General features: G+C 72.5%; 24 protein-coding genes and 1 pseudogene. 12 read left to right on the forward strand and 13 right to left on the reverse strand.

The window, feature by feature from the left end; genetic code table 11:
• Position 1 precedes the first annotated feature (1 nt).
• The gene (locus ABZW11_RS35535; protein ID WP_355427087.1) at positions 2–964 is read right to left on the reverse strand and encodes a DUF5937 family protein; all 963 of its coding nucleotides are present in this window, start codon (positions 962–964) and stop codon (positions 2–4) included.
• A gap of 59 nt (positions 965–1023) precedes the next feature.
• On the opposite strand from ABZW11_RS35535, the gene ABZW11_RS35540 reads away from it, so the two are divergent.
• From ABZW11_RS35540 to ABZW11_RS35560, 5 genes are all read left to right on the forward strand, one after another.
• Positions 1024–2217, forward strand: coding sequence for an MFS transporter (locus ABZW11_RS35540; protein ID WP_355427090.1), 1194 nt, complete (start codon positions 1024–1026; stop codon positions 2215–2217).
• A gap of 91 nt (positions 2218–2308) precedes the next feature.
• Positions 2309–3736, forward strand: coding sequence for a BTAD domain-containing putative transcriptional regulator (locus tag ABZW11_RS35545; protein ID WP_355427093.1), 1428 nt, complete (start codon positions 2309–2311; stop codon positions 3734–3736).
• A gap of 52 nt (positions 3737–3788) precedes the next feature.
• A complete protein-coding gene (locus tag ABZW11_RS35550; RefSeq protein ID WP_355427095.1) occupies positions 3789–5561 on the forward strand; it encodes an NAD+ synthase in 1773 nt (590 codons plus the stop codon).
• An 81-nt stretch (positions 5562–5642) separates the two neighbouring features.
• Complete coding sequence (locus ABZW11_RS35555) at positions 5643–6716, forward strand: hypothetical protein (protein WP_355427097.1); 1074 nt, start codon at positions 5643–5645, stop codon at positions 6714–6716.
• 34 nt (positions 6717–6750) lie between these two features.
• On the forward strand, positions 6751–7539 hold the full coding sequence (locus ABZW11_RS35560) for a GNAT family protein (RefSeq protein ID WP_355427100.1): 789 nt from the start codon (positions 6751–6753) through the stop codon (positions 7537–7539).
• Between the two features lie 63 nt (positions 7540–7602).
• Here the strand turns inward: ABZW11_RS35560 and ABZW11_RS35565 are convergent, their stop codons facing one another.
• The gene (locus tag ABZW11_RS35565; RefSeq protein ID WP_355427103.1) at positions 7603–7989 is read right to left on the reverse strand and encodes a hypothetical protein; all 387 of its coding nucleotides are present in this window, start codon (positions 7987–7989) and stop codon (positions 7603–7605) included.
• Positions 7982–8665, reverse strand: a complete 684-nt coding sequence (locus ABZW11_RS35570) for a TetR/AcrR family transcriptional regulator (RefSeq protein ID WP_355427106.1) — start codon at positions 8663–8665, stop codon at positions 7982–7984. The genes ABZW11_RS35565 and ABZW11_RS35570 overlap by 8 nt, the downstream gene beginning before the upstream one ends.
• Positions 8666–8752: 87 nt before the next feature.
• On the opposite strand from ABZW11_RS35570, the gene ABZW11_RS35575 reads away from it, so the two are divergent.
• Positions 8753–9883, forward strand: a complete 1131-nt coding sequence (locus ABZW11_RS35575) for a hypothetical protein (protein WP_355427109.1) — start codon at positions 8753–8755, stop codon at positions 9881–9883.
• Positions 9884–9889: 6 nt separating this feature from the next.
• On the opposite strand, the gene ABZW11_RS35580 is transcribed toward ABZW11_RS35575, so the two are convergent.
• Positions 9890–10639 (reverse strand): TetR/AcrR family transcriptional regulator, encoded by a 750-nt coding sequence (locus ABZW11_RS35580; RefSeq protein WP_355427112.1) that lies wholly within the window; start codon positions 10637–10639, stop codon positions 9890–9892.
• Between the two features lie 51 nt (positions 10640–10690).
• Here ABZW11_RS35580 and ABZW11_RS35585 point away from each other — a divergent pair, with 51 nt between their 5' ends.
• Together ABZW11_RS35585 and ABZW11_RS35590 are read left to right on the forward strand one after the other, a co-directional pair.
• A complete protein-coding gene (locus tag ABZW11_RS35585; RefSeq protein WP_355427114.1) occupies positions 10691–11626 on the forward strand; it encodes an ATP-binding cassette domain-containing protein in 936 nt (311 codons plus the stop codon).
• Complete coding sequence (locus ABZW11_RS35590; RefSeq protein ID WP_355427117.1) at positions 11623–12405, forward strand: ABC transporter permease; 783 nt, start codon at positions 11623–11625, stop codon at positions 12403–12405. The genes ABZW11_RS35585 and ABZW11_RS35590 overlap by 4 nt, the downstream gene beginning before the upstream one ends.
• Here the strand turns inward: ABZW11_RS35590 and ABZW11_RS35595 are convergent.
• The 3 genes from ABZW11_RS35595 to ABZW11_RS35605 form a co-directional block, all read right to left on the reverse strand.
• Complete coding sequence (locus ABZW11_RS35595) at positions 12402–13076, reverse strand: TetR/AcrR family transcriptional regulator (RefSeq protein ID WP_355427120.1); 675 nt, start codon at positions 13074–13076, stop codon at positions 12402–12404. The two genes, ABZW11_RS35590 and ABZW11_RS35595, sit on opposite strands and share 4 nt — an antisense overlap.
• Before the next feature lie 57 nt (positions 13077–13133).
• Complete coding sequence (locus tag ABZW11_RS35600; protein WP_355427123.1) at positions 13134–14696, reverse strand: MFS transporter; 1563 nt, start codon at positions 14694–14696, stop codon at positions 13134–13136.
• 211 nt (positions 14697–14907) lie between these two features.
• Complete coding sequence (locus ABZW11_RS35605) at positions 14908–16221, reverse strand: MFS transporter (protein WP_355427126.1); 1314 nt, start codon at positions 16219–16221, stop codon at positions 14908–14910.
• A 132-nt stretch (positions 16222–16353) separates the two neighbouring features.
• Here ABZW11_RS35605 and panB point away from each other — a divergent pair, with 132 nt between their 5' ends.
• Positions 16354–17184, forward strand: coding sequence for a 3-methyl-2-oxobutanoate hydroxymethyltransferase (panB, locus tag ABZW11_RS35610; RefSeq protein WP_355427129.1), 831 nt, complete (start codon positions 16354–16356; stop codon positions 17182–17184).
• A gap of 4 nt (positions 17185–17188) precedes the next feature.
• On the opposite strand, the gene ABZW11_RS35615 is transcribed toward panB, so the two are convergent.
• Entirely contained in the window at positions 17189–18112 is a 924-nt protein-coding gene (locus tag ABZW11_RS35615; protein ID WP_355427132.1) for a serine/threonine dehydratase, read from the reverse strand.
• Between the two features lie 29 nt (positions 18113–18141).
• On the reverse strand, positions 18142–19317 hold the full coding sequence (locus tag ABZW11_RS35620) for an aminotransferase class I/II-fold pyridoxal phosphate-dependent enzyme (RefSeq protein ID WP_355427135.1): 1176 nt from the start codon (positions 19315–19317) through the stop codon (positions 18142–18144).
• Between the two features lie 211 nt (positions 19318–19528).
• Between ABZW11_RS35620 and ABZW11_RS35625 the strand changes: the two genes are divergently transcribed.
• Positions 19529–20218, forward strand: a complete 690-nt coding sequence (locus tag ABZW11_RS35625; RefSeq protein WP_355427138.1) for an alpha/beta hydrolase — start codon at positions 19529–19531, stop codon at positions 20216–20218.
• Positions 20219–20254: 36 nt separating this feature from the next.
• A pseudogene (locus ABZW11_RS35630) lies at positions 20255–20454 on the forward strand (ATP-binding cassette domain-containing protein); the annotation flags it as partial.
• Positions 20455–20682: 228 nt separating this feature from the next.
• Here the strand turns inward: ABZW11_RS35630 and npdG are convergent.
• The gene (gene npdG, locus ABZW11_RS35635; RefSeq protein WP_355427141.1) at positions 20683–21336 is read right to left on the reverse strand and encodes an NADPH-dependent F420 reductase; all 654 of its coding nucleotides are present in this window, start codon (positions 21334–21336) and stop codon (positions 20683–20685) included.
• 84 nt (positions 21337–21420) lie between these two features.
• On the reverse strand, positions 21421–22335 hold the full coding sequence (locus ABZW11_RS35640) for a lipase family protein (RefSeq protein WP_355427144.1): 915 nt from the start codon (positions 22333–22335) through the stop codon (positions 21421–21423).
• Positions 22336–22737: 402 nt separating this feature from the next.
• Here ABZW11_RS35640 and ABZW11_RS35645 point away from each other — a divergent pair, with 402 nt between their 5' ends.
• Complete coding sequence (locus ABZW11_RS35645) at positions 22738–23316, forward strand: hypothetical protein (RefSeq protein WP_355427147.1); 579 nt, start codon at positions 22738–22740, stop codon at positions 23314–23316.
• A 4-nt stretch (positions 23317–23320) separates the two neighbouring features.
• Here the strand turns inward: ABZW11_RS35645 and ABZW11_RS35650 are convergent, their stop codons facing one another.
• Together ABZW11_RS35650 and ABZW11_RS35655 are read right to left on the reverse strand one after the other, a co-directional pair.
• Positions 23321–23497 (reverse strand): hypothetical protein, encoded by a 177-nt coding sequence (locus tag ABZW11_RS35650; protein WP_355427150.1) that lies wholly within the window; start codon positions 23495–23497, stop codon positions 23321–23323.
• A 332-nt stretch (positions 23498–23829) separates the two neighbouring features.
• Positions 23830–24006 carry a hypothetical protein gene (locus ABZW11_RS35655; protein ID WP_185112781.1) on the reverse strand — a complete coding sequence of 59 codons (177 nt, stop codon included), beginning with the start codon at positions 24004–24006 and terminating at the stop codon, positions 23830–23832.
• Positions 24007–24035: the final 29 nt, after the last annotated feature.

Genomic DNA, 24035 nt, shown 5'->3' on the forward strand with positions numbered 1-24035 from the left:
GTCAGCGGGCGCCGGCGAGCATGTCGCCGGCCGGCGTACGGCGGTAGACGACCTGCTTGCCGAGGCGCATCCCCACGGCGAGCCCGCCCCCGCTGAGCACGCTCAGGTGCTGGCTGACCGCGCCTGGCGTGAGCTCCATGCGGGCGGCCAGCGCGGAGGTGGTGGCGGGCTCGGCGAGCGCGAGCAGGATGCGCGCCCTGCTCCTGCCGATCAGCGCGGCGAGCGCGTCGGGCGCGGGCGGCGGCCCCTCCGCCCACAGGGTGCCGACGCCCTGCACGGGATAGACCAGCATCGGCTGGTAGGGAGCCGACATCACGGCCACGGACGGCCAGTAGAAGGCGCTCGGCACGAGCACGAGCCCGTCGCCGTGCGGCCCGTCCAGCACGCACGAGGGCCGCTGGATGAGCAGGTGCTCCCCCGTCCAGCGCACCTCGGGGCCGAGGCCGGCGAACAGCGCGTGGGCCCCGCCCTGGGCGAGCTCGCGCGAGCGGCGCAGCACGTCGCGTTCGAGCAGCCCGTACACGCGGGGCCAGAACTCGGCGAAGCACCGCTTCCAGTACGCCTCCAGTGTGTCGGCCACCCGCGCGATGCCCGCCTCGGGGTCGGCCACGAACCGGTCGATCACCTCGGGCGCGCCGGCCCGCAGGCACGCCGCCTCGTGCCTGACCCGCTCGGGGTCGCTGCGCCTGACCCGGTCGAGCTCGGAGGCGAAGTCGGGCAGCGGCGTGTCGGGCGGCGGGGTGATGAAGTCGGCGAGATAGCCGGCCGGCGGCACCAGCGCGAACAGCTCGCTCAGATCGAGCCCGTCCAGGCGGGGCCGGACGACCTTGATCCAGGGCAGGTGGACCGATTGCCGTGCGGGCGCGCGCAGGGTGCGCAGGCTGGCCACCAGCTCCCACATCGGGGAGAACGCGAAGCGCAGGCGCGCGACGTCCTCAGGGCTGAGCCGCCAGGTGATGGACATGCTTTTAGTCTCCCCTAAATCGTTCGCGCCGCGACATCCGACCCATCACGCTGTCCAGCGTGTCGAGCACAACTGCCGAGAGGCCCTCCTTCGTCCGGTCCATGGTCGGCGGGCTGCCCCGCCCGTTCTGGGCACTGTGGGGCGGCACCGTGGTGAACCGCCTGGGCACCATGGTCATGCCGTTCACCGGCGTCTTCCTGACCCAGAGCCGCGGGATGTCGCTCGCCGCCGCGGGCCTGGTGATGGGCGTGTTCGGTGCGGGGTCGCTGCTGTCGCAGTTCATCTCGGGGGTGCTCACCGACCGCATCGGGCGGCGGGTCACTCTCACGGGCGGCATGGTGGCGACGGCGGTGTTCCTGCTGGCGCTGGGCTACAGCACGTCGCTGCCCGCGATCCTGACCTCGATGTTCTGCCTCGGTCTGGTCATGGACATCTACCGGCCGGCCTCGAACGCCATGGTCGCCGACCTGGTCTCGCCGGAGGAGCGGCCGCGGGCGTACGGGCTGCTGTTCTGGGGGATCAACCTCGGCTACTCCATCGGCGTGACGGCGGGCGGGTGGCTGGCGCAGCTCGGCTTCCTGTGGCTGTTCTGGATCGACGCGGTGTCCTGCCTGATCTTCGCCGTGCTGGTGTGGCGGGCCGTGCCGGAGACCAGGCCGCAGGGGCACGAGTCGACCGGCGGGTTCGGGGTGGTGCTGCGCGACCGGGTCATGCTCGGGTTCACGCTGGTCGTGCTGGGCAACGCGGTGGTCTACTCCCAGACGCTCTCCATGCTGCCGGTGGCCATGACGAAGGTGGTCAAGCTCCCGCTCGGCACGTACGGCCTGGCCATGGCGCTCAACGGGGTGCTCATCGTCGTCGTCCAGCCGCTCGTGTCGGGGTGGCTGGGACGGCGGGACCCGGCGCGGACGTTCGCCCTGGGGCTGGCGGTGATGGCGGCCGGGTTCGCGATGACCGCGTTCGTCACCACCGCGTGGGGGCTGGTGGCGACGATCGTGGTGTGGACGACCGGCGAGATCATCACGGCCGGCATCCCCGGCTCCATCGTGGCCCGGCTCGCCCCGCCTCACCTGCGCGGACGGTACTCCGGGCTGTTCGGGTTCGCCTGGTCGCTGGCGGCCGTGCTGGCGCCGACGCTCGGCGGGGTGCTGCTCGAACTGGGTTCCAAGGCGCTGTGGTTCACGATCGGCGGGGTGGGCGCGACGGCGGCGGCCGGCATGCTCCTCCTCGGCCCCGCCGTCCGCCGCCGGTGACCGCTTCCCCTCCGGCCCTGCGGCGCACCGAGTGAGATGTGAAGTTTCGCCATATACCGGCGGCCGCTCTCCCTCTACAGTTACGCCTGACATGCTGATCTTCACCGCTCTCGGACCGTTCCAGGCATGGGCCGACGGCTCCCCCATCGACCTCGGCGGGCAGCGGCAGCGGGCGGTGCTCGCCCGGCTGCTGGTCGCCGCAGGCCGCGCCGTCCCCGTGTCCACCCTCATCGACGAGCTGTGGCCGGGCGCGCCGCCGCCGCAGGCCCTGTCCACCATCCAGGGGTACGTCTCGCGCCTGCGCCGCGCGCTCGAACCCGGCCGCGCGCCGCGCGAGGAGGCGTCGGTGCTGGTGTCCGCGCCGCCCGGCTACGCGCTGCGCGCCGCCGTCGAGCAGGTGGACGCCTGGCGGTTCGAGTCGCTGGTGAAGTCGGACGGCCCGCCCGCGCAGGTGTGGGCCGACATGGACAGCGCGCTGGGGCTGTGGCGTGGGCCGGCGCTGGCCGAGTTCGCCGAGCTGAGCTGGGCGGCCACGGAGGCGAGCCGGCTGGAGGAGCTGCGGCTGATCGCGGTCGAGCGGCGGGCCGAGGCCGGGCTGGCCTTGGGCCGGGCGCGCTCGCTGGTCGCCGACCTGGAAGCGCACGCGTCGGCGTACCCGCTGCGCGAGGAGGCGTGGCGGCTGCTCGCACTCGCGCTCTACCGGCTGGGCCGTCAGGGCGACGCGCTGGCGGCGCTGCGCAGGGCGCGCGCCGTCTGGCGGGACGAGCTGGGCCTCGACCTGTCGGCCACGCTCACCGCGCTGGAGGCCGACATGCTGGCGCAGCGCCTGGACGACCCGCCGCCGGTGGTGCGCGAGGCGGGGCGGGAGCTGCGGGTGCTGGTGGCCGACGACCAGGCGCTCGTACGGACGGGCGTGCGCGCGATGCTGGAGGCCGAGCCTGGGCTGACCCCTGCGGGCGAGGCGGCCGACGGCGAGGAGGCCATCGCCGCCGTCCTGGAGAGGCGGCCCGACGTGGTGCTGCTCGACATCCAGATGCCGCACCTCGACGGCCTGGCCGCGGCCCGGCGGATCCTGGCCGCGCCGAAGCCGCCGAAGGTCGTGGTGATGACCACGTTCGGCAGCGACGAGAACCTTTATGCGGCGCTGCGTGCGGGAGTGAGCGGCTTCGTGCTGAAGACGTCGGCGCCGGAGCAGTTCGTGGCCGCGATCAGGGCGGCGGCGGCCGGTGACGCGCTCATCGACCCGGCGGTGACGATGCGGCTGATCTCGGCGTTCGCGGGACGCGGCGACCCCGGCTCGCCTCCCGCGCTGGCCGGGCTGCCCGACGACCGGCTGGACGTGCTGAAGCTCGTGGCCCGCGGGCTGAGCAACCAGCAGATCGGGCGGACGCTCTCCTTGCCCGAGGAGGAGGTGGGGCTCGTGGTCGCATCGCTGCTGGAGCACCTGGGGCTGACGGACCGGGCACAGCTCGTGATGGCCGCGTACGAGTCGGGCCTGGTCACTCCAGGAGTGAGATGACCCACTTTTCGTCTCTTTGACGATAAAAATCATGGCGTACTAGGCTGGTCGCGTGGCACAACTGCGCATTGCCCTGGCACAGACCAATCCGACCGTGGGCGACCTGAGCGCCAACGCCGACCGGCTCATCGCGTGGACCCGCGAGGCGGCCGGACGCGGGGCCCATCTCGTCGTCTTCACCGAGATGTTCCTCACCGGCTACCCGGTGGAGGACCTGGTGCTGCGCACGTCCTTCGTGGACGCCGGCATCAGGACGCTTGAAGAGGTGGCGCGCAGGCTGGCCGGCGAGGGCCTCGGCGACCTCCCGGTCGTGGTCGGCTACGTCGACCGCGCCGGCCTGGCGCCCCGGGTCGGGCAGCCCAAGGGCGCCCCGCTCGACGCCGCCGCCCTGCTGCACAAGGGCGAGGTGGTCACCAGGACCGCCAAGCACCACCTGCCCAACTACGGCGTGTTCGACGAATACCGCTACTTCGTGCGCGGCGACCGGCTGCCCATCTTCCGGCTGCACGGCGTCGACGTGGCCATCGCGGTGTGCGAGGACCTCTGGCAGGAGGGCGGCCCCGTGTCCGTCGTCGGCCAGGCCGGCGCCGGGCTGCTGATCTCGCCGAACGCCTCGCCCTACGAGAAGGAGAAGGACGACGTCCGGCTGGAGCTGTGCGCGCGGCGCGCCCGCGAGGCCGGGTGCGCGCTGGTCTACGTCAACCAGGTCGGCGGGCAGGACGAGCTGGTCTTCGACGGCGACTCCATCGTGGTCGACGAGGCGGGCGAGCTGGTGGCGCGGGCCGGGCAGTTCAAGGAGGAGCTGCTGATCGCCGACCTCGACGGGCTGCCGGTGTCGCAGGCCGAGCCGGGCACGTACCCGTACGACGCGGGCGACGGCTCCACCATCACCGTCGAGCGCCTGGTGCTGTCGGACGAGCCCCTCGCCCCCTACCCGCCCGAGCCCGCCACCGTGGCGCCTCGCCTCGACCCCCACGCCGAGGTCTACGCCGCGCTGGTGCTCGCGGTGCGCGACTACGTCGCCAAGAACGGCTTCCAGTCCGTCATCCTCGGCCTGTCCGGCGGCATCGACTCCGCCCTCACCGCCACCATCGCCTCCGACGCCATCGGTCCCTCGCGGGTCAACGTCGTCCTCATGCCGTCCCGCTACTCCTCCGACCACTCCCTGGCCGACGCCGAGGAGCTGGTGCGCAGGCAGGGCATCAACTCCCGCGTGGTGCCGATCGCCGAGATCGTCAACGCGTACGAGAAGGAGATCGACCTGTCCGGCCTGGCCGCCGAGAACCTCCAGGCGCGGGTACGCGGCATGCTGCTCATGGGGCTGTCCAACGAGCACGGCCACCTGGTGCTGACCACCGGCAACAAGAGCGAGCTGGCCACCGGCTACTCCACCCTCTACGGCGACTCGGCCGGCGGCTTCGCGCCCATCAAGGACGTGCCGAAGACGATGGTGTGGGAGCTGTCCCGGTGGCGCAACGCCCACACGCTCCCCGGGTTCCTGCTCGACGCCGAGCGGCCCATCCCCGAGAACTCCATCACCAAGGAGCCCAGCGCCGAGCTCCGTCCCGACCAGCGCGACACCGACTCGCTGCCGCCGTACGAGGTGCTCGACCGGCTGCTCGACGACTACGTGGAGAAGGACATGGGCTCGCAGGAGCTCATCGCGGCCGGGCACGATCCCGCACTGGTGACGCGGGTGATCCGGCTGGTGGACCTGGCGGAGTACAAGCGGCGGCAGTACCCGCCCGGCCCCAAGATCACCCCGAAGAACTTCGGCCGCGACCGTCGCCTGCCCATCACCAACCGCTGGCGCGAGACCACCTGATCCGGCCCGCACGGCCCCGCTGCCGGCGGGGCCGTGTTCTCGCCTCCGGGAAATGTCGGTGGCGCCTGGCAAGGTCTTCCCGTGGCTCAACCTCTGAAGGAAATGATCAACCACGGGTCGGTGTCGGTGCTGGCCGACGGGCTGTCCGCGGCATGGGCGGCGTTCCCGCGCGAGCGGTTCGCGGCGCGGGCGGTCCACGGGCTCGACGACCTGGAGCTGAAGGCCCGGGTCACCCACGTCGCCGCCGCGCTCGACGAGGCGCTGCCGTTGCCCTACCCGCAGGCGGCGGAGATCGTCCGCGAGGCGGCCGGCCGGGTCAAGCTCGACATGTGGAGCGGCTGGCCCGCCACCGAGCACACCGCCCAGCGGGGCCTCGGCCACCTCGACGACGGGATGCGCACGCTGGCCGTGCTGACGCCGTACGCGACGGGCGAGTTCGCCGTACGCCCCTTCCTTGAGCGTCACCGCGACGACGCCCTCAAGATCATGCACGAGTGGGCCGATTCCCCCGACGAGCACCTGCGCCGCCTGGCCTCCGAGGGCTCCCGCCCGAGACTGCCGTGGGCCACGCGGGTGTCCTGGCTGATGACACCGGGGCCGACGCTCCCGCTCCTCGACCGGCTGCGCGACGACCCGAGCGAATACGTCCGCCGCTCGGTCGCCAACCACGTCAACGACCTGGCCAAAGACCACCCCGAGGTCGCGCTCGGCCTGCTGGCCCGCTGGCGCTCCGACGGCGGCTCGCACGTGGAGCGGGTGCTGCGTCACGCCGTACGCGGCCTGCTCCGCGCCGGCCACCCCGAGGCCCTCGCCCTGGTGGGCGCCACCCCGGGCAGCGGCTCGGTGGACACCTTGGTGCTGGAGTCCGACACGGTGGCGGTGGGCGGCAAGCTGGCCTTCGCGGTCACGGTGACGGCGGGCGCGGCGGGCCCGGTGCTGCTGAAATACGCGATCAGGCGAGCGGGCTCGCGCCGCGTCTTCCACCTGGGCCAGCGCGACGCCGACGAACCGGGAGCGCGGTTCACCGTACGCAAGAGCCACTCGTTCCGTCCGGTCACCACCCGCGACGAGCCGCCGGGCGCCCGAGAGCTCGACGTCATCGTCAACGGCCGCGTAGCCGCCACCATCCCCTTCACCCTGACCCTCGCACCCTGACCCCCGCACCCGTGACGGCCTAGGCTCGAACGCCATGAACGCAGACGACAGCGACCCGGACGACAGACGCTCGGCCGGCGACGCTCCCCGGACACCCCGCCTGACCGACACCGACCTGCTGCGCATCGAGCTGGGCGTCATCTGGCGCCTCGACGAGCGCGGCCGCCTCCCGGGCCCCGAAGACATGGTGATCGGCGTACCCGCCACCAGCCCGACCACCACCGGCGTGCCGGAGCACCTCCAAGCGGGCGGTCTGACCGCCGCCGTGGCGGGCCACCTCCCCGACGAGCTGGCCGAGCGCCTGCTCGAAGTCGTGTCGTCGGGAGGCGGGCGCTTCCCGGAGGTGCTGGCCACATGCAGAGCGATGCTCGGCGGTGACCGGGTCACCCTGTCGGAGGGGTTCAGCTATGTGGTGGAGGGGCCGGTGCGGTTCGGCGTACCCGCGGAGGTGGTCACGTCGGCGTCGGACGCGCACGCCCGGCTCGTCCGTCCGCTGCGTCCCGCCGATTGGGCGCCCGACGAGTGGGACGAGCTGGTCGCGGGCGGCGAAGGAGCCCCGTGGGCGATGATCCTGGAGAACGGCGAGGTGGTGTCGATCTGCCACACCGCCCGCAACACCCCAGGAGGCGCTGAGGCCGGCACGTGGACCTCCCCCGCCCACCGGGGCCGAGGCCATGCCGCCGCCACGACCGCCGCCTGGGCGAGCCTGCTGCCGGACGTCCGGCTCTACTACAGCACGAGCGCCGACAACCGCTCCTCCCAGCGAGTCGCCGAACGCCTCGGCCTCCGCCTGATCGGCCACCTCTGGAAACTGACCTCCTGACTCCTCCGGGCAACGGCCCTTCACGCGCCTGTGGGTGGGCTCCAGCGGTGGTGGTGGCGGCGGTTACAGGCGTAGGGACAGGGCTTCGGCGTCTGAGAGGGTGGTGCGGGTGGCGAGACGGCGGCGGGCGCGGACCTCGGCGCTCGTGCGGGGGCGGGGCTTGGGTTGGCGTCCGCAGCCGCAGGGCTCGAAGCCCTCGTAGCGCAGGCCCGCCGTCAGCACCGCCTCCACCGCTCGCCAGCGGCGCTCGTCGCCACGGCGGGGTGCGGAGAAGTCGTGGCCGGCGTAGTGCACCGGCCTTTTGCAGCAGGGGCAGCGGGGGTCCTGACGCCGCCAGGGCTGCTTGAAGCTGCGGCGGCATGGCAGGCACACGTAGTGGACCTTGTAGTGGGCCATCGCGTAGGTGCACATGATCTCGTCAGCGTAGCGGCCGGCGCCCCGATCACTCACGAGGGTTTTCCTTGAGGCGGGTGGACAAGCCGTCGAGGATCAGGTTGAGGCCCAGGCGGAACTGGGTGTCGAAGTCGCCGTCGTCCACCTGGGCCTGGTGGCCCAGCTCGGCCTCGTGGCGGTGCAGGTGGTCGGCTACGCGGGCGCGGAGCCCGGCGTCGGCGGCCGGGGTGCGGACCGTGGCCCACCAGGTGTTCTCCGCGGCGACGAAGCCGTACAGGTAGGAGGAGAGCGTGCCGATCGCGGCGGTCAGTTCGGGGCCGTGCAGGCCCTCGCGGGCGAGGGCGCCGTAGATCGCGCGGGAGCCGGCGAGCGCGTTCGGGCCCAGCAGGGGGCGGGTGGCGATGAGGGCGGGCATCCACGGGTGGCGGCGCATGACGGCTCGGCTCCTGACGAGGTGATCGGTCAGGAGGCCGCGCCACGGGCCGTCCGCGGGAGGTTCGCCGATCTCGCCGATGGCCTCGTCGAGGGCGAGGTCGAGGACGTCCTCCTTGCTGCGGACGTACTCGTACAGGGACATCGTCCCCGCCCCGAGGCGGGCGGCGAGGGCCCGCATCGAGAAGCCGGCCACGCCCTCGGCGTCGAGGAGCCCGGCGGCGGCGGTCACGATGCGCTCACGGGACAGGCGGGGCCGGCGCGGGCGGGCGTCGTCGCGGAACCAGATGCTCTCCGGCATCGGAGCGTCCTTCCGTGCACTGTACGGAAAACCGTACGGCTAGTGTAGGCCGCCCTCGTGAGATCCCGACAGGAAGGAAGGGACGTCATGGACTGGCGGCGAGAGCACGCCCTGCTGGCGCTGCGGCTCAACCGGCTCCTGACCGGCGGCGTGACGGGCACCGCGCTCATCTACGAGGGCCCTGAGGCATGGCGCGAGCAGGTCGCCGCAGAGCCGCCCGCGTCCGCCGGCGCGCTCCAGGAGGAGGCGGAGCGGCTGCTGGAGTCGGCGCCTGACGCCTATCTGGCCGCCCAGGTACGGGCGATGCGCGCCGCCGCCCGGTACGTGGGCGGGGAGCGGGCGCCGCTGGCCGCGTACGCGCGGGAGTGCCTGGGCCTGGAGCCGCGGTGGGTGCCGGAGGAGGTGTTCGGGCGGGCGCACGACGAGCTGGACCGGGCGCTGCCGGGTACGCGGGGCTCGCTGGCGGAGCGGTGGCGGGCCTGGCAGGCGGCGTACCGGCTGGATCCGGTCGAGCTCCTGCCCGGGCTGGTGAAGCCGGCGGTGGCCGAGACCAGGGCGCGGACGAACGCCCGGATCGTGCCGCTGCCGCCGGACGAGGTGGTGCGGTGCAGGCTGGTGAGCGGGGTGGCCTTTCACGGGGCCGGGGCGTACGAGGGCGGGCACAGGTCCACGATCCACATCAACAAGGACATCCCGTTCAACCTGGCGGACCTGCTCTACCTGGTCGCGCACGAGGGCCATCCTGGGCACATCGCCGAGTCGATGCTCAAGGGCGAGAAGGTGCGGTTCATGCTGTCGCCGTCGTTCGTGCTCAGCGAGGGGCTGGGGCTGGCGGCCGAGGAGCTGCTGTTCCCGGAGAACGAGGCCCGCGACTGGCTGAACGCCATCGCCCTGCCCATGGCCGGGCTCCCGCCCATCGACGGCGACCTGGCCGCCGTGCACCACGCCAAGAACGTGCTGTGGGGTGTGTGGGGGAACGTCGCGTTCATGGCGGCGGAGGGACGCGGCGAGGCGGAGCTGACGGCCTATCTGCGGCGCTGGGCCCTCGTCACCGAGGAGGAGGCCAAGGGGGCGCTGGGCATCCTCCAGCCTTCGCCGATGAGTCCGTACATATTCGGATATTTCCACGGCTGGGAGCTGGTGCGCCGCTGGGCGACCGGCCCCGAGCGGACACGCCGCCTGCTCACCGAACACCTCCTCCCCACCGATCTCACCTGACCGGTCTCAGGAGGCCGCTCGCCGGGCGATCAGCTGCTCCACGCCATCGAGCAGCAGCCCCAGCCCGAACGCGAAGTCCGCGTCGTCGGTCCACCCGGCGGCCCCCCGCATGACCCCGCCGCGCATCGCGGCCGACAGCGCCGGATAAGTGGCGGGGTCGAGCATCTCGGCCAGCAGCTCACCGTAGTCGTCCGCGCCCTCGACGCCGCTCTGGTCGAGCTCGGGGAACCCGGACTCGGCGGCTCTGGCGAGGGCCGCGTCGGTCAGCGCGTAGCCGGTCAGGGTGCTGGCCACGTTCATCTTCTCGCCGTCGTCGAGCCCGGTGCCGGCCAGCGCGGCCAGCGCCCGGTCGAGCCAGAGCAGCCGCCTGGGGCCGAGCGGCGGCGCGTACTGGGTGATCGACAGCAGCCACGTGTGGCGCAGCAGGATGTCGCGCTGGGCACGGGTCCACAGGGCGAGGTAGTCGCGCCAGGGAAGCCCCGCCGGGTCGGGCGGCTCGGGGGCCACGCCGTCGGCCATGCAGGTGAGCAGGTCCTCCTTGCTGTCGACGTAGCGGTAGAGCGCCGTGGTCGCCACCCCGACCCGCGAGGCGACGGCGGCCATGGAGACGCCGGCCAGGCCCTCGGCGTCGGCGATCTCGATGGCGGCGGCGGTGATCGTGGCCAGGTCGAGCCGGGGACGCGGCCCCCGTCGCGGCACCGGCTCGCGCCCCCACATGCGTCGCAGCATCGGCGGCAACGACCGCTCCTCCGCCATCCGGCCCTCCTCCTTGACGCCTCCCTAGGATTCTGCATTACTCTCAAAACTATGAACGCCATACACAGTACGTCATACACAATTAACGCGAGGGGGCTCGTCAAGACCTTCGGAGCAGGCAGGAGGGTGCTGGACGGCGTCGACCTGACGGTGCCGGCGGGCTCGTTAGTGGCGTTGCTCGGCCCGAACGGCTCCGGCAAGACGACGACCGTACGCATCCTGACCACGCTGCTCGCCCCCGACGCGGGCACGGCCACGGTGGCGGGCCATGACGTGCGCACCGACGGGGTGGCGGTGCGCCGCGCGATCGGGCTGACCGCGCAGCAGGCCACCGTGGACGACCTGCTGACGGGAAGGGAGAACCTGGAGCTGTTCGCCGGCCTGCACCACCTGGGCAGGCGAAGGGCACGCGAGCGGACGGCAGAGCTGCTGGAGCGCTTCGGCCTGGTGGAGGCGGCGGACCGGCGGGTGGGGACGTACTCGGGAGGCATGCGCCGCCGCCTCGACCTCGCCGCCGGGATGGTGTCGGCACCGCCGATCCTGTTCCTGGACGAGCCCACGACCGGCCTCGACCCGCGCAGCAGGGCCGAGCTGTGGACGGTGATCAGGGAGCTGCTCGCCCAGGGCACCACCATCCTGCTCACCACGCAGTACCTGGAGGAGGCCGACCAGCTCGCCGAGCGCGTCGTGCTGCTCAACGGCGGGCGCGTGGTGGCCGACGGCTCCCCCGCCGCGCTCAAGCGTCAGGTCGGTGCCGAACGGCTGGCGCTGCGTCCCGCGAACCCCGCTGACCTGGGCCGCGCGTGCGCCGCGCTGCCCGGCGCGCACCCCGACGCGGCGGGCGAGCTGACGCTGGCCCTCCAGGACCCCGACCATCTGCGGCGCACCCTGGACGCGCTGCATCGGGCCGGCGTCGCCGTCGAGCGCGTACGCCTGCGCACCCCCACCCTCGACGACGTCTTCCTGGAACTGACGGAGGCCGCATGAGCACCCCGGTGATCGACGCGGCGGGCGACCTGCGCCGCCTGGTGGTCCGCGACCTGCGCCGCGACCTTCGCGTGCTCGACGGCCTCATCATCAGCACGGCCCTGCCCGTGATGATCATGATTCTCTTCGTGTACGTCTTCGGCGGCGCCATCACGACCGGCTCCAGCGGCCTGGAGTACGTCGACTTCGTCGTGCCGGCCGTGCTGCTGATGTCCGGCGGCTACGGTGCCGCGCTCGCGGCGGTGACGATCTGCGAGGACATGACGGCCGGCATGATCGACCGCTTCCGCACCCTGCCGATCGGCGGCTGGGTGGTCCCGGCGGGTCACGTGGTGGCCTCGGTGATCCGCAACGTGGCCGCGTCGGCCATCGCGCTGGCCGCGGCGCTGCTGCTGGGCTTCCGCCCGGACGCCTCCCCGGCCGACTGGGCGCTCGTGCTGGCCCTGGTGACGGGTTACGTGCTGGCCCTGTCGGCGCTGGCCGCCGTGTGGGGGCTGCTGGTCAGGTCGTCGCAGGCGGCGGGGGCGTTCAGCTTCGTGGTGTTGTTCCTGCCGTACTTGTCGGACGGCATCGTGCCCGCCGAGACGATGCCCGGGGTGCTGCGCGACTTCGCGCTCGCCCAGCCGCTCACGCCGATCATCACGGCTCTGCGGGCGCTGCTGCTCGACCAGCCCATGGGCGGGTCGGGCGCGGTGGCGGCGGCGTGGCTGGCGGGCGCGGTGGCGGCGGCGCTGCCGGTGGCGGCCGTGTTGTTCCGCCGCAGGACGGCCGGCCGCTAGGGCGCGAGGCCGGCCAGCACGGTGTCGACGACGCGCTGCCCGAGGTCGGGCGGCAGCCCTTCGGCCGGGCTGCGCTTCGTCTGGTACATCATCGTGCCGGAGATGATGGCGAGCGCCATGTGCACGTCGAGGTCGCGGCGCAGCTCGCCGGTGGCGATGCCGCGCTCGATGACGGCGCGGATGGCCGCCCGCCGCGGCTCGACGGCCCGCTTGACGAAGCGCTCCATCAGGCGCGGGTAGCGGTCGGCCTCGCTCATCGCGATGTTGAGCACGCACCGGTTGCGTGCGTCGCTGCCGTCTCTGCTCATGCTGTCGACCAGCGCGATCAGGTCGTCGCGCACGGACGTGCCGGGCAGCGGCGGCACCGGCGTCTTGAGCGTGGACAGGGCGTCGGCGACGAGGTCCTCTTTGTTAGCCCAGCGGCGGTAGATGGTGGTCTTGCCGACTCCCGCCCGCGCGGCGATCGCCTCGATGGTCAGCTCGGACACGCCCAGGCCCTCGGCGATCATGTCGAGGGTCGCCTCGATGATCGCCTTCTCGGCCTTCTCGCTGCGCGGACGGCCCGCGGGGCGGGCGGTCCCGGTTTGCTGGATCGACATCGCGGCCTCACCATACATCTCCGGCGCGGGCGCCATCAGCACCGCGCCGCTCTCGGGGACAGGAGGAGGCACAAAAGCCTCCTCCTGCTCCTTCCCGTGATAAACGGTACGTTCCCACCGACATGTCCGTCATCCTCCCGAGGACGACAGCACCGGCTCCCTGTTCTCAGCGTGCTCGGCGGGCCGCGGCTTTCCCGGCATCCACAGGGCCACCACGACGATGCCGAGCAGCCCGATCGCCGCCGAGACCAGCGCGGTCACGTGCATGCCGTCGACGAAGGCGGTGAACGCCGGCTGCACCAGCGCCTGCCCGCGCTCGCCGAGCTCCTGCACGACGCCCATGGTCGCCATGATGGACTCGCCCGCGGCGTGCCGCGCGCCTTCGGGCAGCACGGCCAGGGCGGGCGCGATCTCGCTGCGGTAGCTGGACGACAGCACCGAGCCGAGCACGGCCACGCCGAGCGCGCCGGCCACCTGACGGACGGTGTTGCTCATGGCCGAGCCGACGCCGGCCTTCTCGCGGGGCAGCGACTCCATGATGGCGGTGGTCGCCGGCGGCATGATGTTGGCCATCGCGGCGCCCTGCACGAAGAAGATGACCTCGATGAGCACGATCGAGGTGTTCTGGTCCATGAACGCGTAGCTGCCGAGCGCGAACGTCACCACGATCATGCTCAGCGTGGCCGACAGCTTGGCGCCCAGCCGCTCGGTGACCCGCTGGCTGAGCGGCGCGAAGATGAGCTGCGCCGCCGCGAAGGGGATCATCAGCGCGCCCGCCTGCACCGGCGTGAAGCCCAGCACGATCTGCAGGTAGAACGTCAGGAAGAACATCCCGCCCATCATCGCGAAGAAGACGATGCCCATCATGCCGATGGCCGAGCTGAACCGGACGTTGGTGAAGCTGCGCACGTCGAAGACGGGGTGGTCGATGCGCCGCTCCCACCAGACGAAGACGGCCAGCACCGCCACGCCGAACAGGGTCGGGACCAGCACCTCGGCGCTGGCGACGGTGGCCAGCTCGCCGCCGCGGATGATGCCGTACACGATGGCCACGAGCCCGATGATCGACAGCACCACGCCGACGGGGTCGAGCCTGGACGGCTTGGGGTCGCGCGACTCCGGCACGAGGGTCGCGATGAGGATCATGCTGACGATCACGATCGGCACGTTGATGAGGAAGACCGAGCCCCACCAGAAGTGCTCGATGAGCAGGCCGCCGGTGATGGGCCCGATCGCGACGGCGAGGCCCACGCCGCCGGCCCACACCCCGATCGCCTTGCCGCGCTCGCCGGGCGGGAACACGTTGGAGATGATCGCCAAGGTGGCCGGCATGATGGCCGCGCCGCCGATGCCCATCGCCGCCCTGGCCAGGATCAGCTGCATCGGGTCCTGGGCGTAGGCGCTGGCGAGTGAGGCCAGGCCGAACAGCGCCATGCCGATGAACAACATGCGCTTGCGACCGGTCCTGTCACCGATCACGCCGAAGGTGAACAACAGTCCGGCGAACACCAGGGTGTAGGAGTTGATCGCCCATTCGAGCTCACTCTGGGTGGCGCCCAGCCCCACGGTCTCGTCGGCGATGGTCTTCATCGCGACGTTCAGGATCGTGTTGTCCAGCACGACCGCCAGCAGGCTGAACACCAGCACGCCGAGGATGCCCCATCGGCGTGGATGTCCCGTCATCGGGTCCATGGAGATGTCCTTAATTTCGATACGACAGAGTTTCGCAACGCCACCGTATCGCGAGCTATTTCCGATACGCAACGGTCCCGTTTCGTAACTGGCGGGTGAACGGCGGCCCTCGTTCCGGCGACTCGCGAGGTGAAGCCGCAGGTCACAGCTCCGGGAAAGAGCGCGGCCCGGGTTCCGTGAACCCCGGCCGCGACAGCGAACGTGAGAACACTCACACCCGATCCGGCTCGGTGGCCACGACCTTCTCCTCGGCCTTCTCGGCCTCCTCCTCAGCCTTCTCCACCACCTTCTCCACGACCTTCTCCACGACCTTCTCCACGACCTTCTCCACAGTGGGAACGGTCAGCACGGTGGGCTCCGACGGGTGGCGGCGCCAGAAGGGCAGGGCGATGAGCACCATCACCACGCCGACCAGCCCGGCCACCGCGAAGGCCCACGACGGGCCCACTCCGTCGATGACGGCGCCCGCGATCGGCGCCGAGACCGCGCCGCCGATCAGCAGCGCCGTGCCGTGCAGGCCCATCGCCTCACCCCTGGCCGCGCTCGGCACCCACCCGCTGAGCGCGTCGACCGTGGACGACAACGACGGCGCGCACAGCAGCCCCGCCGGCAGCAGCGCCAGGACCACCCAGTGCCACCCGCCGCCGACCAGCCCGACCGGCACGGTGAGCAGCCCCATGCCGCCGATCAGCACCAGCGGCGAGAACCCCCGCGACAGCCCGCCGTAGACGAAGCCGCCGACCAGCGAGGCGCCGCTCCAGACGGCCACCGCGAGGCCCACCCACGCGGTCTGGCCCGCCTCGTTGATGGTGGCGACCAGCGACAGCTCGGACGCGGTCAGCACGAACGTGGCGGCGGCGACCGTGCCGAGCAGCGCCACGAACCCCGGCGTGAGCCACTGCCGCCTGGGCACCCGCACGCCCTGCGCCGCGGCGTCCTCCTCCGCCGACCTGGTGGGCGGGTTGAGCGCGATCAGCCCCAGCCCGGCCACGGTGAGCCCGGCGCCGATCGCGGCCATCGTCACCCCGCTGCCGAACGTGGTGATGCCCGCGACGGCCAGCGCGGGCCCGACCATGTAGGACACCTCGACCAGCATCGAGTCGAGCGCGAACCCGCTGCGCCGCCGGTCGACCGGCACCATCGCGGCCAGGCACTGCCGGGTCACGCTGAACACCGGCATGCCGAGCAGCCCCGCGAGCGCCGTCGCGGCGAGCAGCGCGGGGAACGGCAGCGCCCACGCGCACGCCCAGAACGCGGCCTGGGCCACGGTCGTGACGACGAGCACGGGACGCAGCCCGTGACGATCGACGAACCTGCCCGACAGCGGGGAACCGATGGCCATGCCGATCGTGCTGACCGCGGTGATCACCCCGGCTCTGCCGTATCCCAGGTCGAGTGTGATGGCGACGTGCAGGGTCAGTGCCATCGCGGTGGCCGTGGACGGCACCCGCGCCAGCAGCCCCACCAGGAGCAGCGTGGGCACGCCAGGGATCTTGAGCAGATTTCGGTAAGGGTCGAGAGCCATGAACGTTCGTTACCTCCGCACAGATTCTGGCAAAGGCCACCGACGTTTTCGCCACCGGTTTTCCGCGTGCCATCATCGAGGGAGTCCGGGGACGCAGCAGGGCGCCTCGAGACGTTTCTGGAGGGTTGTCACATGTCCTCTTCAACCACGCTGTACGGCGCCGCGTCCGGCCGCCGCGTCACCGTCCGCGACCTCACCGCCGCCAAGCAGCGCGGAGAGCGGTGGCCCATGGTCACCGCCTACGACGCCATGACGGCGAAGGTGTTCGACGCGGCCGGCATCCCCGTGCTGCTGGTCGGCGACTCGGCGGCGATGGTCGTCTACGGCTACGACTCCACGCTGCCGGTCACGATGGACGACCTGCTGCCGCTGACGGCGGCCGTGGTCCGCGGCTCGTCGCGCGCGCTCGTGGTGGCCGACCTGCCGTTCGGGTCGTACCAGGGCTCGCCGCAGCAGGCGCTGGAGTCGGCGGCCAGGTTCATGAAGGAAGCGGGGGCGCACGCGGTCAAGCTGGAGGGCGGGCGCCGGGTGCTGCCGCAGGTCGAGGCGCTGGTCTCGGCCGGCGTCCCGGTGATGGCGCACCTCGGCCTGACCCCGCAGTCGGTCAACGTGATGGGCGGCTACCGGGTCCAGGGGCGCGGCCAGGCGGGCGACGAGCTGATGGCGGACGCCAAGGACCTCGAGCGGGCCGGGGCGTTCGCGGTGGTGCTCGAATGCGTGCCCGCCGACCTCGCGCAGCGGGTGACGACCTCGCTCGCGATCCCGACGATCGGCATCGGCGCGGGGGCGGCCACCGACGCGCAGGTGCTGGTCTGGCAGGACCTCATGGGGCTGACGCCGCGCCCGGCCAAGTTCGTCAAGCGCTACGCCGACCTCGGCGCCGAGCTGGACCGGGCGGTGCGGGAGTTCGCCGACGACGTGGTGTCGGGCGCCTTCCCGGCACCCGAGCACACGTACAGCTGATCTGCTATTCGGCGGTGAGCGTGGCGGGGTCGGTGTTGGAGCCGCACACCACCACCGCCACGCGCTCCCCCGGCTCGGGCCGGTAGGCGCCCGACAGCAGCGCCGCGTAGGCGGCCGCGCCGGCGTGCTCGGCGGCCACCCGGTGGCGCTCCCAGAGGGTGCGCCGCGCGGCGACGATGGCCTCGTCGCTCACCAGCACGCTCTCCACCCGGGGGTCGTCCAGGATCTGGAACGCCAGCCCGCCGATCCTGCTGGCCCCCAGCGCGTCGGCCCCCACGCCGCTGACCTCGACTGGCACCGGCTCGCCCGCTCGCAGCGCCGCGTTGAGCGTGGGGATGCGCTCGGGCTCGACGGCCACGACGCGCGGCCCCGACACCGACGTGCCCACCGTGATGCCGGCCGCGAAACCGCCGCCGCCGACCGCCACCAGCACGGTGTCGACGGCGCCGGTCTGCTCGATCAGCTCCACCCCGGTCGTGCCCTGGCCCGCCACCACTTCGGGCTGGTCGTAGGCGTGCACCGACAGCGCGCCGGTCTCCGCGGCCCGCTTGGCGGCGGCCTCGGCCGCCTCGGCGTAGATGGCGCCGGTCTGCGTGATGTGCGCGCCCAGCCGCTCCAGCCCGGCCACCTTCACCGGGCTGGTCACGGTCGGGACGAAGATCTCCGCCCGTACGCCCAGCGCTCGCGCCGCGAACGCCACCGCGAGCCCGTGGTTGCCGCCGCTGGCCGCGATGACCCCGGCGGCGGGCAGTTCACCGGCGGACATGATGCGGTTGAAGGCCCCGCGCACCTTGAAGGAACCGGAGTGCTGCAGCAGCTCCAGCTTGAGCCAGAGCCGCGGAGCGACCTCGATCACGGGTGTGCGCAGGACGTGCCCGGAGATCCGGGCGGCGGCGGCCGCGACGTCCGCGTGGGTGACTGTGGTCAAGATTCCCCCTTCGATCGTCGCGTTCCAGGCTATGCCAGGGCCCGCTGGAGGTCCGCCCACAGGTCCTCGGGGTGCTCGATGCCGACGGCGATGCGGACCGTGCCCTCGCCGATGCCGCTGCGCCGCAGCTCCTCGGCGTTGAGCGAGCGGTGGGAGGTGGTCGCCGGGTGCAGGATCAGCGTCTCGACGCCCCCCAGGGAAGGGGCGAGCAGGGCCAGGCGTACGGAGCTCATGAACCGCTCCCCCGCCTCCCGCCCGCCGGTCAGGTCGAACGAGAACACGCCGCCGCATCCGGACAGCAGCTTGCCCGCCAGCTCGTACGACGGGTGCGAGGCGAGGCCGGGCCAGTGCACGGCGGCGACCGCCGGGTGCTCCGCCAGCCGGGTCGCCAGGATGCGGGCGTTGGCGCAGTGGCGTTCCATGCGCAGCGCCAGCGTCTGCATGCCGCGCAGGGTGAGCCAGGCCGCGAACGGGTCGGGCGAGGCGCCCAGCTCGATGTTGAACCGCCACACCCGCTGGTACAGCTCCTCGTCGGCGAAGACCGCGATGCCGCCCACCACGTCGGTGTGCCCGGACAGGTACTTGGTCGAGGAGTGGACCACGATGTCGGCCCCGTGCTCGATCGGCCGGCACAGCAGCGGCGAGGCGAACGTGTTGTCCACCACCGACAGGATGCCCAGCTCGCGGGCCGTCGCGCACATCGCGGGCAGGTCGGCGACCAGCGTCATCGGGTTGCTGATGGTCTCCATGTAGAGGAGCCTGGTCTGCGGCCGTACGGCGGCCCGCAGCGCGGCCGGGTCGTTCTCCGGCACGTACGAGACCTCCATCCCGAACCTCGCGACCAGCTCGTTGAGCATGGCGGCGGTGCCGCCGTACAGCGAGTTCTGGGCCACCATGTGGTCACCGGGCTTGAGCAGGCCGAGCAGCACGGTGTTGATCGCGCCCATGCCGGAGCCGGTGGCGATGGCGCCCGCGCCGCCCTCCAGCCCGGACACCGCCTCCTCCAGCGAGCGCACGGTCGGGTTGCTGTAGCGCCCGTAGAAGAAGGACTTGTCCGGGCGGCCCATCGACTCGGCCATCAGGGCCGGGTCGTCGAAGACGAACCCAGAGGTCTGGTAGATGGGCACGGCGATGGGACGGCTGCCCTCGACGGTGACGTGCGGCACGTGCACGGTCCTCGTCTCTGGCCGCAGTTCAGATGACATTTCGGACTTATCAGCAGATGTGGTCTGGGACTGCGCCTCGGGGCGGAAATCGTTCATACCAGCAGGATCCCCTGTTGGACATGCCGATGGCAGACCCGGGGTAGAAGATGGGGTCCCGCTGCTTTTCGCGAGCGGTGAACACCCCGCCCACGCTGCACCTCCACCGTCCCGGCGTCCAGCTCTGGCCCGGGCCTCTGCAAGGGTGGAGGGCATGCAGACGACGTTCGTACTCGTGCACAGCCCCTCCGTCGGCCCCTCGACGTGGGCGCCCGTGGCCGAGTCACTGGAGCGGCGCGGGCACGCGGCCGTGGTGCCCGACCTGACCGGCATCAGCGCGGGCGGCGCCCCCTACTGGCCGCGCGTGGTCGAGGCCGTACGCGCCGCGACCCCGTCCGGCGGGCCCGTCGTGCTCGTCGCCCACAGCAACGCCGGGTTCTTCCTCCCCGTCATCAAGGAGGGGCTCGGCGACCGGGTGGTGGCCTGCGTGTTCGCCGACGCGCACGTCCCGCCCGCCGAGGGGCTGATCACGACGGCCGAGAAGGAGTTCCTGCCGTTCCTGCGCGACCTCGCCGGCCCCGACGGCGTGCTCCCCCGCTGGACCGACTGGTGGGACGAGGAGGACGTCGTGGCCATGCTGCCCGACCCCTCCGTCCGCATCCGGGTGGCCGGCGAGCAGCCGCGCCTGCCGCTCGACTACTACACGCAGCCCATCCCCGTCCCCGCCGGGTGGGACGAGGTCAGGTGCTCGTGCCTGTGGTACAGCCCCGGCTACTCCGCCGCCGCCGAGCGGGCGGCCGAGCGCGGCTGGCCGGTGACCCGGCTGCCCGGCCTCCACCTCCATCAGCTCATCGATCCCGACGGGGTCACCGAGGCGCTGCTGAAGCTCTCCAGGAAGTCGTGAATTCCTCACTGCCGCCCGCGCCGGCCGCCCGCGAAGGTGGACGGCACGAATGCGATCGACGTGCGCGGGCTCCGCAAGAGCCACCAGGGTTTCGAGGCGGTGCAGGACATCTCGTTCGAGGTGGCGGAGGGGAGATCTTCGCGCTGCTCGGCAGGAACGGCGCGGGCAAGACCACCACGATCGAGGTGCTGGCCGGCTTCCAGCGGCCCGACGCGGGCACCGTACGCGTGCTCGGCACCGCCGGCCTGCACCTGTCGCCCGGCACCGTGCGCAACTACCTCACGGGCGCCATCACCAAGACCGGCGCCCGCAACAAGATCGACGCCATCCGCATCGCCCAGGACGCCGGCTGGCTGTAGGCCGCCGTGCCAGGTGCCGTGGCGGGTGCCGTGTCAGGCGCCGGTCCAGACGTCGCCCCAGTCGTCGGCTCAGACGTCGGCCCAGACGTCGGCCCAGACGTCGGCTCAGATGTCGGTGATGCGGATGCCGGCGTGGGCCTTGTAGCGGCGGTTGATGGAGATGAGGTTGGCGGTGAACGCCTCGATCTGGCAGGCGTTGCGCAGCCGCCCGCCGTACACGCCGCGCACGCCGGGGATGGCCTCCGCCAGCGCCTGTACAGCGTCCGTGGCCTCGCGGTCGTCGCCCAGCACCAGCACGTCGAGATCGACCTTCTCGACGGCCGGGTCGAGCAGCAGCACGGCGGACACGTGGTGGAACGCGGCCACCACCCGGCTGTCCGGCAGCACGGCGGCGGCCTGCTCGGCGGCGCTGCCCTCCTCGACCGGCAGCGCGTAGGCGCCCTTCTTGTCGAAGCCGAGCGGGTTGACGCAGTCGACGACGATCTTCCCGGCCAGCTCGCTCCGCAACGACTCCAGCAGCGCCTTGTGCCCCTCGTACGGCACCGCGATGATCACGATGTCGGCCCTCGTGGCCACGTCGGCGTTCTCGCCTCCGCTCGCGCCGGCCCCGATGGACTCGGCCGCCTCCTGGGCGCGCTGGGCGTTGCGGGAGCCGATGAGCACGGGGTGCCCGGCCAGCGCGAACCTGCGGGCGAGTCCCTTGCCCTGGTCGCCGGTGCCGCCGAGGATTCCAATGGAAAGCTTGTTCACGTCTGCCATAACCAGATCATGTCAGGATCGCTTCCCGCCGGCGTGCCGGGCACTCCATGTCCGGCCCCCGCGCGGGGGCCGGGACGAATCGGCTCAGCAGTTGCCGAACGCGGGCAACCCCAGCATGCGCAGGGCCAGCCACTCGATGGCCGGCGGGCCGCCCTCGATGGCACCCGTCACGTGGTTCGGCGCGGGCAGCGGGGCCCAGCGCACGTTCACGCCGGCCCGGCAGTACTCCGAGCGCAGCGCCGACCCGACCGCGAGCGGGATGATCTCGTCGCCGCGCCCGTGGTAGAGGAACACCGGCACCCGCGGCGGCGTGCCGCCGAGCCGGTTCTCGGCCAGGCGGGCGAGCCACTTGGGCTGGTTCATCAGGTCGATCGGGCTGATGTCGGAGAAGCGCAGCCCGGCGAGCTTGCTCAGGTCGCCCACGCAGTCGTCGGCCGCGTCGGCGAGCAGCGCCCGGCCCCGGTCGTTCAGGTCGGCCTCCAGGTCCAGCTCGGGGTAGGCGGCGTCGAGCCCTACCCCTGCCGCGGCGGCCAGCCCGAAGTTCGGGCCGCCGTCGAGGTTGCGGGCCACCGCGCCGAGGTCGGCGGGCACCCCGCCCGCGGCGACGCCGCGCAGCCGCAGCTCGGGCGCGTACGAGGGCTGGAGCTGCGCCGCCCACCCGGCGGACGCGCCGCCCTGGGAGTAGCCCATGATGCCGACCGGCGCCTGGGCGGACAGCCCCGCGGCGGGGACGCGGGTGGCGGCCCTGATCGAGTCGAGCACGGCGTGCCCCTGCGACACGCCCGCCATGTACGTGTGCTGCCCCGGCGTGCCGAGCCCCTCGTAGTCGGTGATCGCGACCGCGTACCCCTTCAGCAGGAACAGGCTGACCAGCGCCAGCTCGGCCTCGCGGCCCTGGCTCATGCTGACGGACGGCGCGCACTGGTCGCCGAGCCCGTGGGTGCCGACGGCGTAGCCGATGATCGGGCGGCGGCCGAGCGGATACGACGCCTTGGGCACGAGCAGGGTGCCGGAGACCGTGTTGGGGGTGCCGATGGCGGAGGTGGAGGTGTAGCGCAGGTGCCAGGCGTTGACCGGGACTTCGAGCAGCTTGCCCGGCAGCAGGTAGACCGTGGTGGGCTAGGCGGAGACGACGTCTCCCGGTGCCGCGGCGCGGGCGGGCGCCGCGATGAACGACATGATCGACAACAGGGTCAGGAACATGCTGACGCGCACACGTAAGGTCATGTGCCGCCCCTCTCCGTGAGGTCTGCGCTTGGGGGAGGGCGGCGCCGCGAGCCCGATCGTTACCCGAGGGTAACTCCATGTCAAGGCCCGAAATGACGGAGGAACACGTTCCATGTCAACACGTCACATGGGAACCGGACACCTCGCGCCCGGTCCGTCGGGCACCATGGAGGCATGGACTCAGGATCGGTGGCCCTCCTGCGCGAACTCCTGGCCGAGACCGGCTGGCTCGAACGCGCCCGCGAGCTGGGCCTGGCCCTGCGCGCCACCCGCTCACCCGGCGGGCTGCTGCTGGTCGGCACCCCCGACGACGAGCCCTGGCACCTGACCGCCCACCTCGCCGACGAGGCCAGGTTCTCCGGCCTGCCCCAGCTCACGCCCACGCTGCTGCGCTGGGCTCCACCGCCCGACGCGCCCCCGCACCTGCGGGTCGGGCTCGACCGGCTGGAGCAGGCGGGGCGTGGGGAGACGCTGTTCGTGCTGGCCGAGCAGCAGGCTCCGGTGCCGCTGCTCGAACGCGTCCACGACGCGCGCCGTACGGGGGCGACGATCCTGGCGATCGAGGGCGGCGACCGCGAGCTGGCCGGGCTGGCCCACGACGCGATCGCGGTGCCGCGCGACGGGCTGGTGACGTTCGACGGGGCTCAGCACCTGGTGAGCGCGGCGGCCGGCGAGGCCGGCCAGCGCCCTGGGCTGCGCCGACGCCTCGCCCGCATCCTCGACAAGGTCAGCGGCCCCCGCCTCACCGACTGACATCTCACGAGGGCCGGTCGGCGGAGAGGCGGGCGCGCAGGGCCGGGGCGAGGGCGGCCGTGGCCTCCTCGATGGCCTTGATGACCACGGCCTGGACCGGGTCGGGCTCGCCTGAGCGGGTGCGGCTCACCCGGGTGACGGTGTCCAGTCTGCGGACGCCGATGTCGCGGATGTCGCTCACGCGTACCTCGCCCCCGGGGACGTCGAGCAGTGGAGCTCCGGCACGATCGCCACTCCGTGCCCGGCCGCGACCAGCGCGAGGCGACCACCGACCCCAGCCGCAGCTCCTGCAGCGCCTCGGCGGCCCGCGCGACGCCGCCGCGCCTGGCCACCTCACGCAGGACGCGTAATCGCCGGGGGTCGATCTCCATGTAGGACAGCGGCTCCGTCGGGCTGATGATCAACAGCGCGTACAGCGCCGCCTGGCCGTCGGCGGCGCTCAACCTGATCTGGGCGGCCATCGGGGTCACCGCCCTGGTCAAGGGCCAGGGCGGTGCCGAGGGCGGCAGGACGTCAGTCGTCGTCCTGATCGGCCTCGTCCCACGCCTTGTTGCGGTCGGCGGCACGCTGCAACGCTCCTGCCGCCTCCTGCTCCGACGCGTAAGGGCCCATCCGATCCTTGTTGGGGCAGCCCTGGTCGGGCTCGACCCGCATGTGCTTGAGACAGAACCACCACTGGCCTTCGCTCACGGGGTCAATTCTGCCCCGTAGACTCGTGT

This window comes from Nonomuraea sp. NPDC004580, from assembly GCF_040609855.1.
In the GTDB taxonomy this organism is placed as follows: Bacteria; Actinomycetota; Actinomycetes; order Streptosporangiales; family Streptosporangiaceae; genus Nonomuraea; species Nonomuraea salmonea.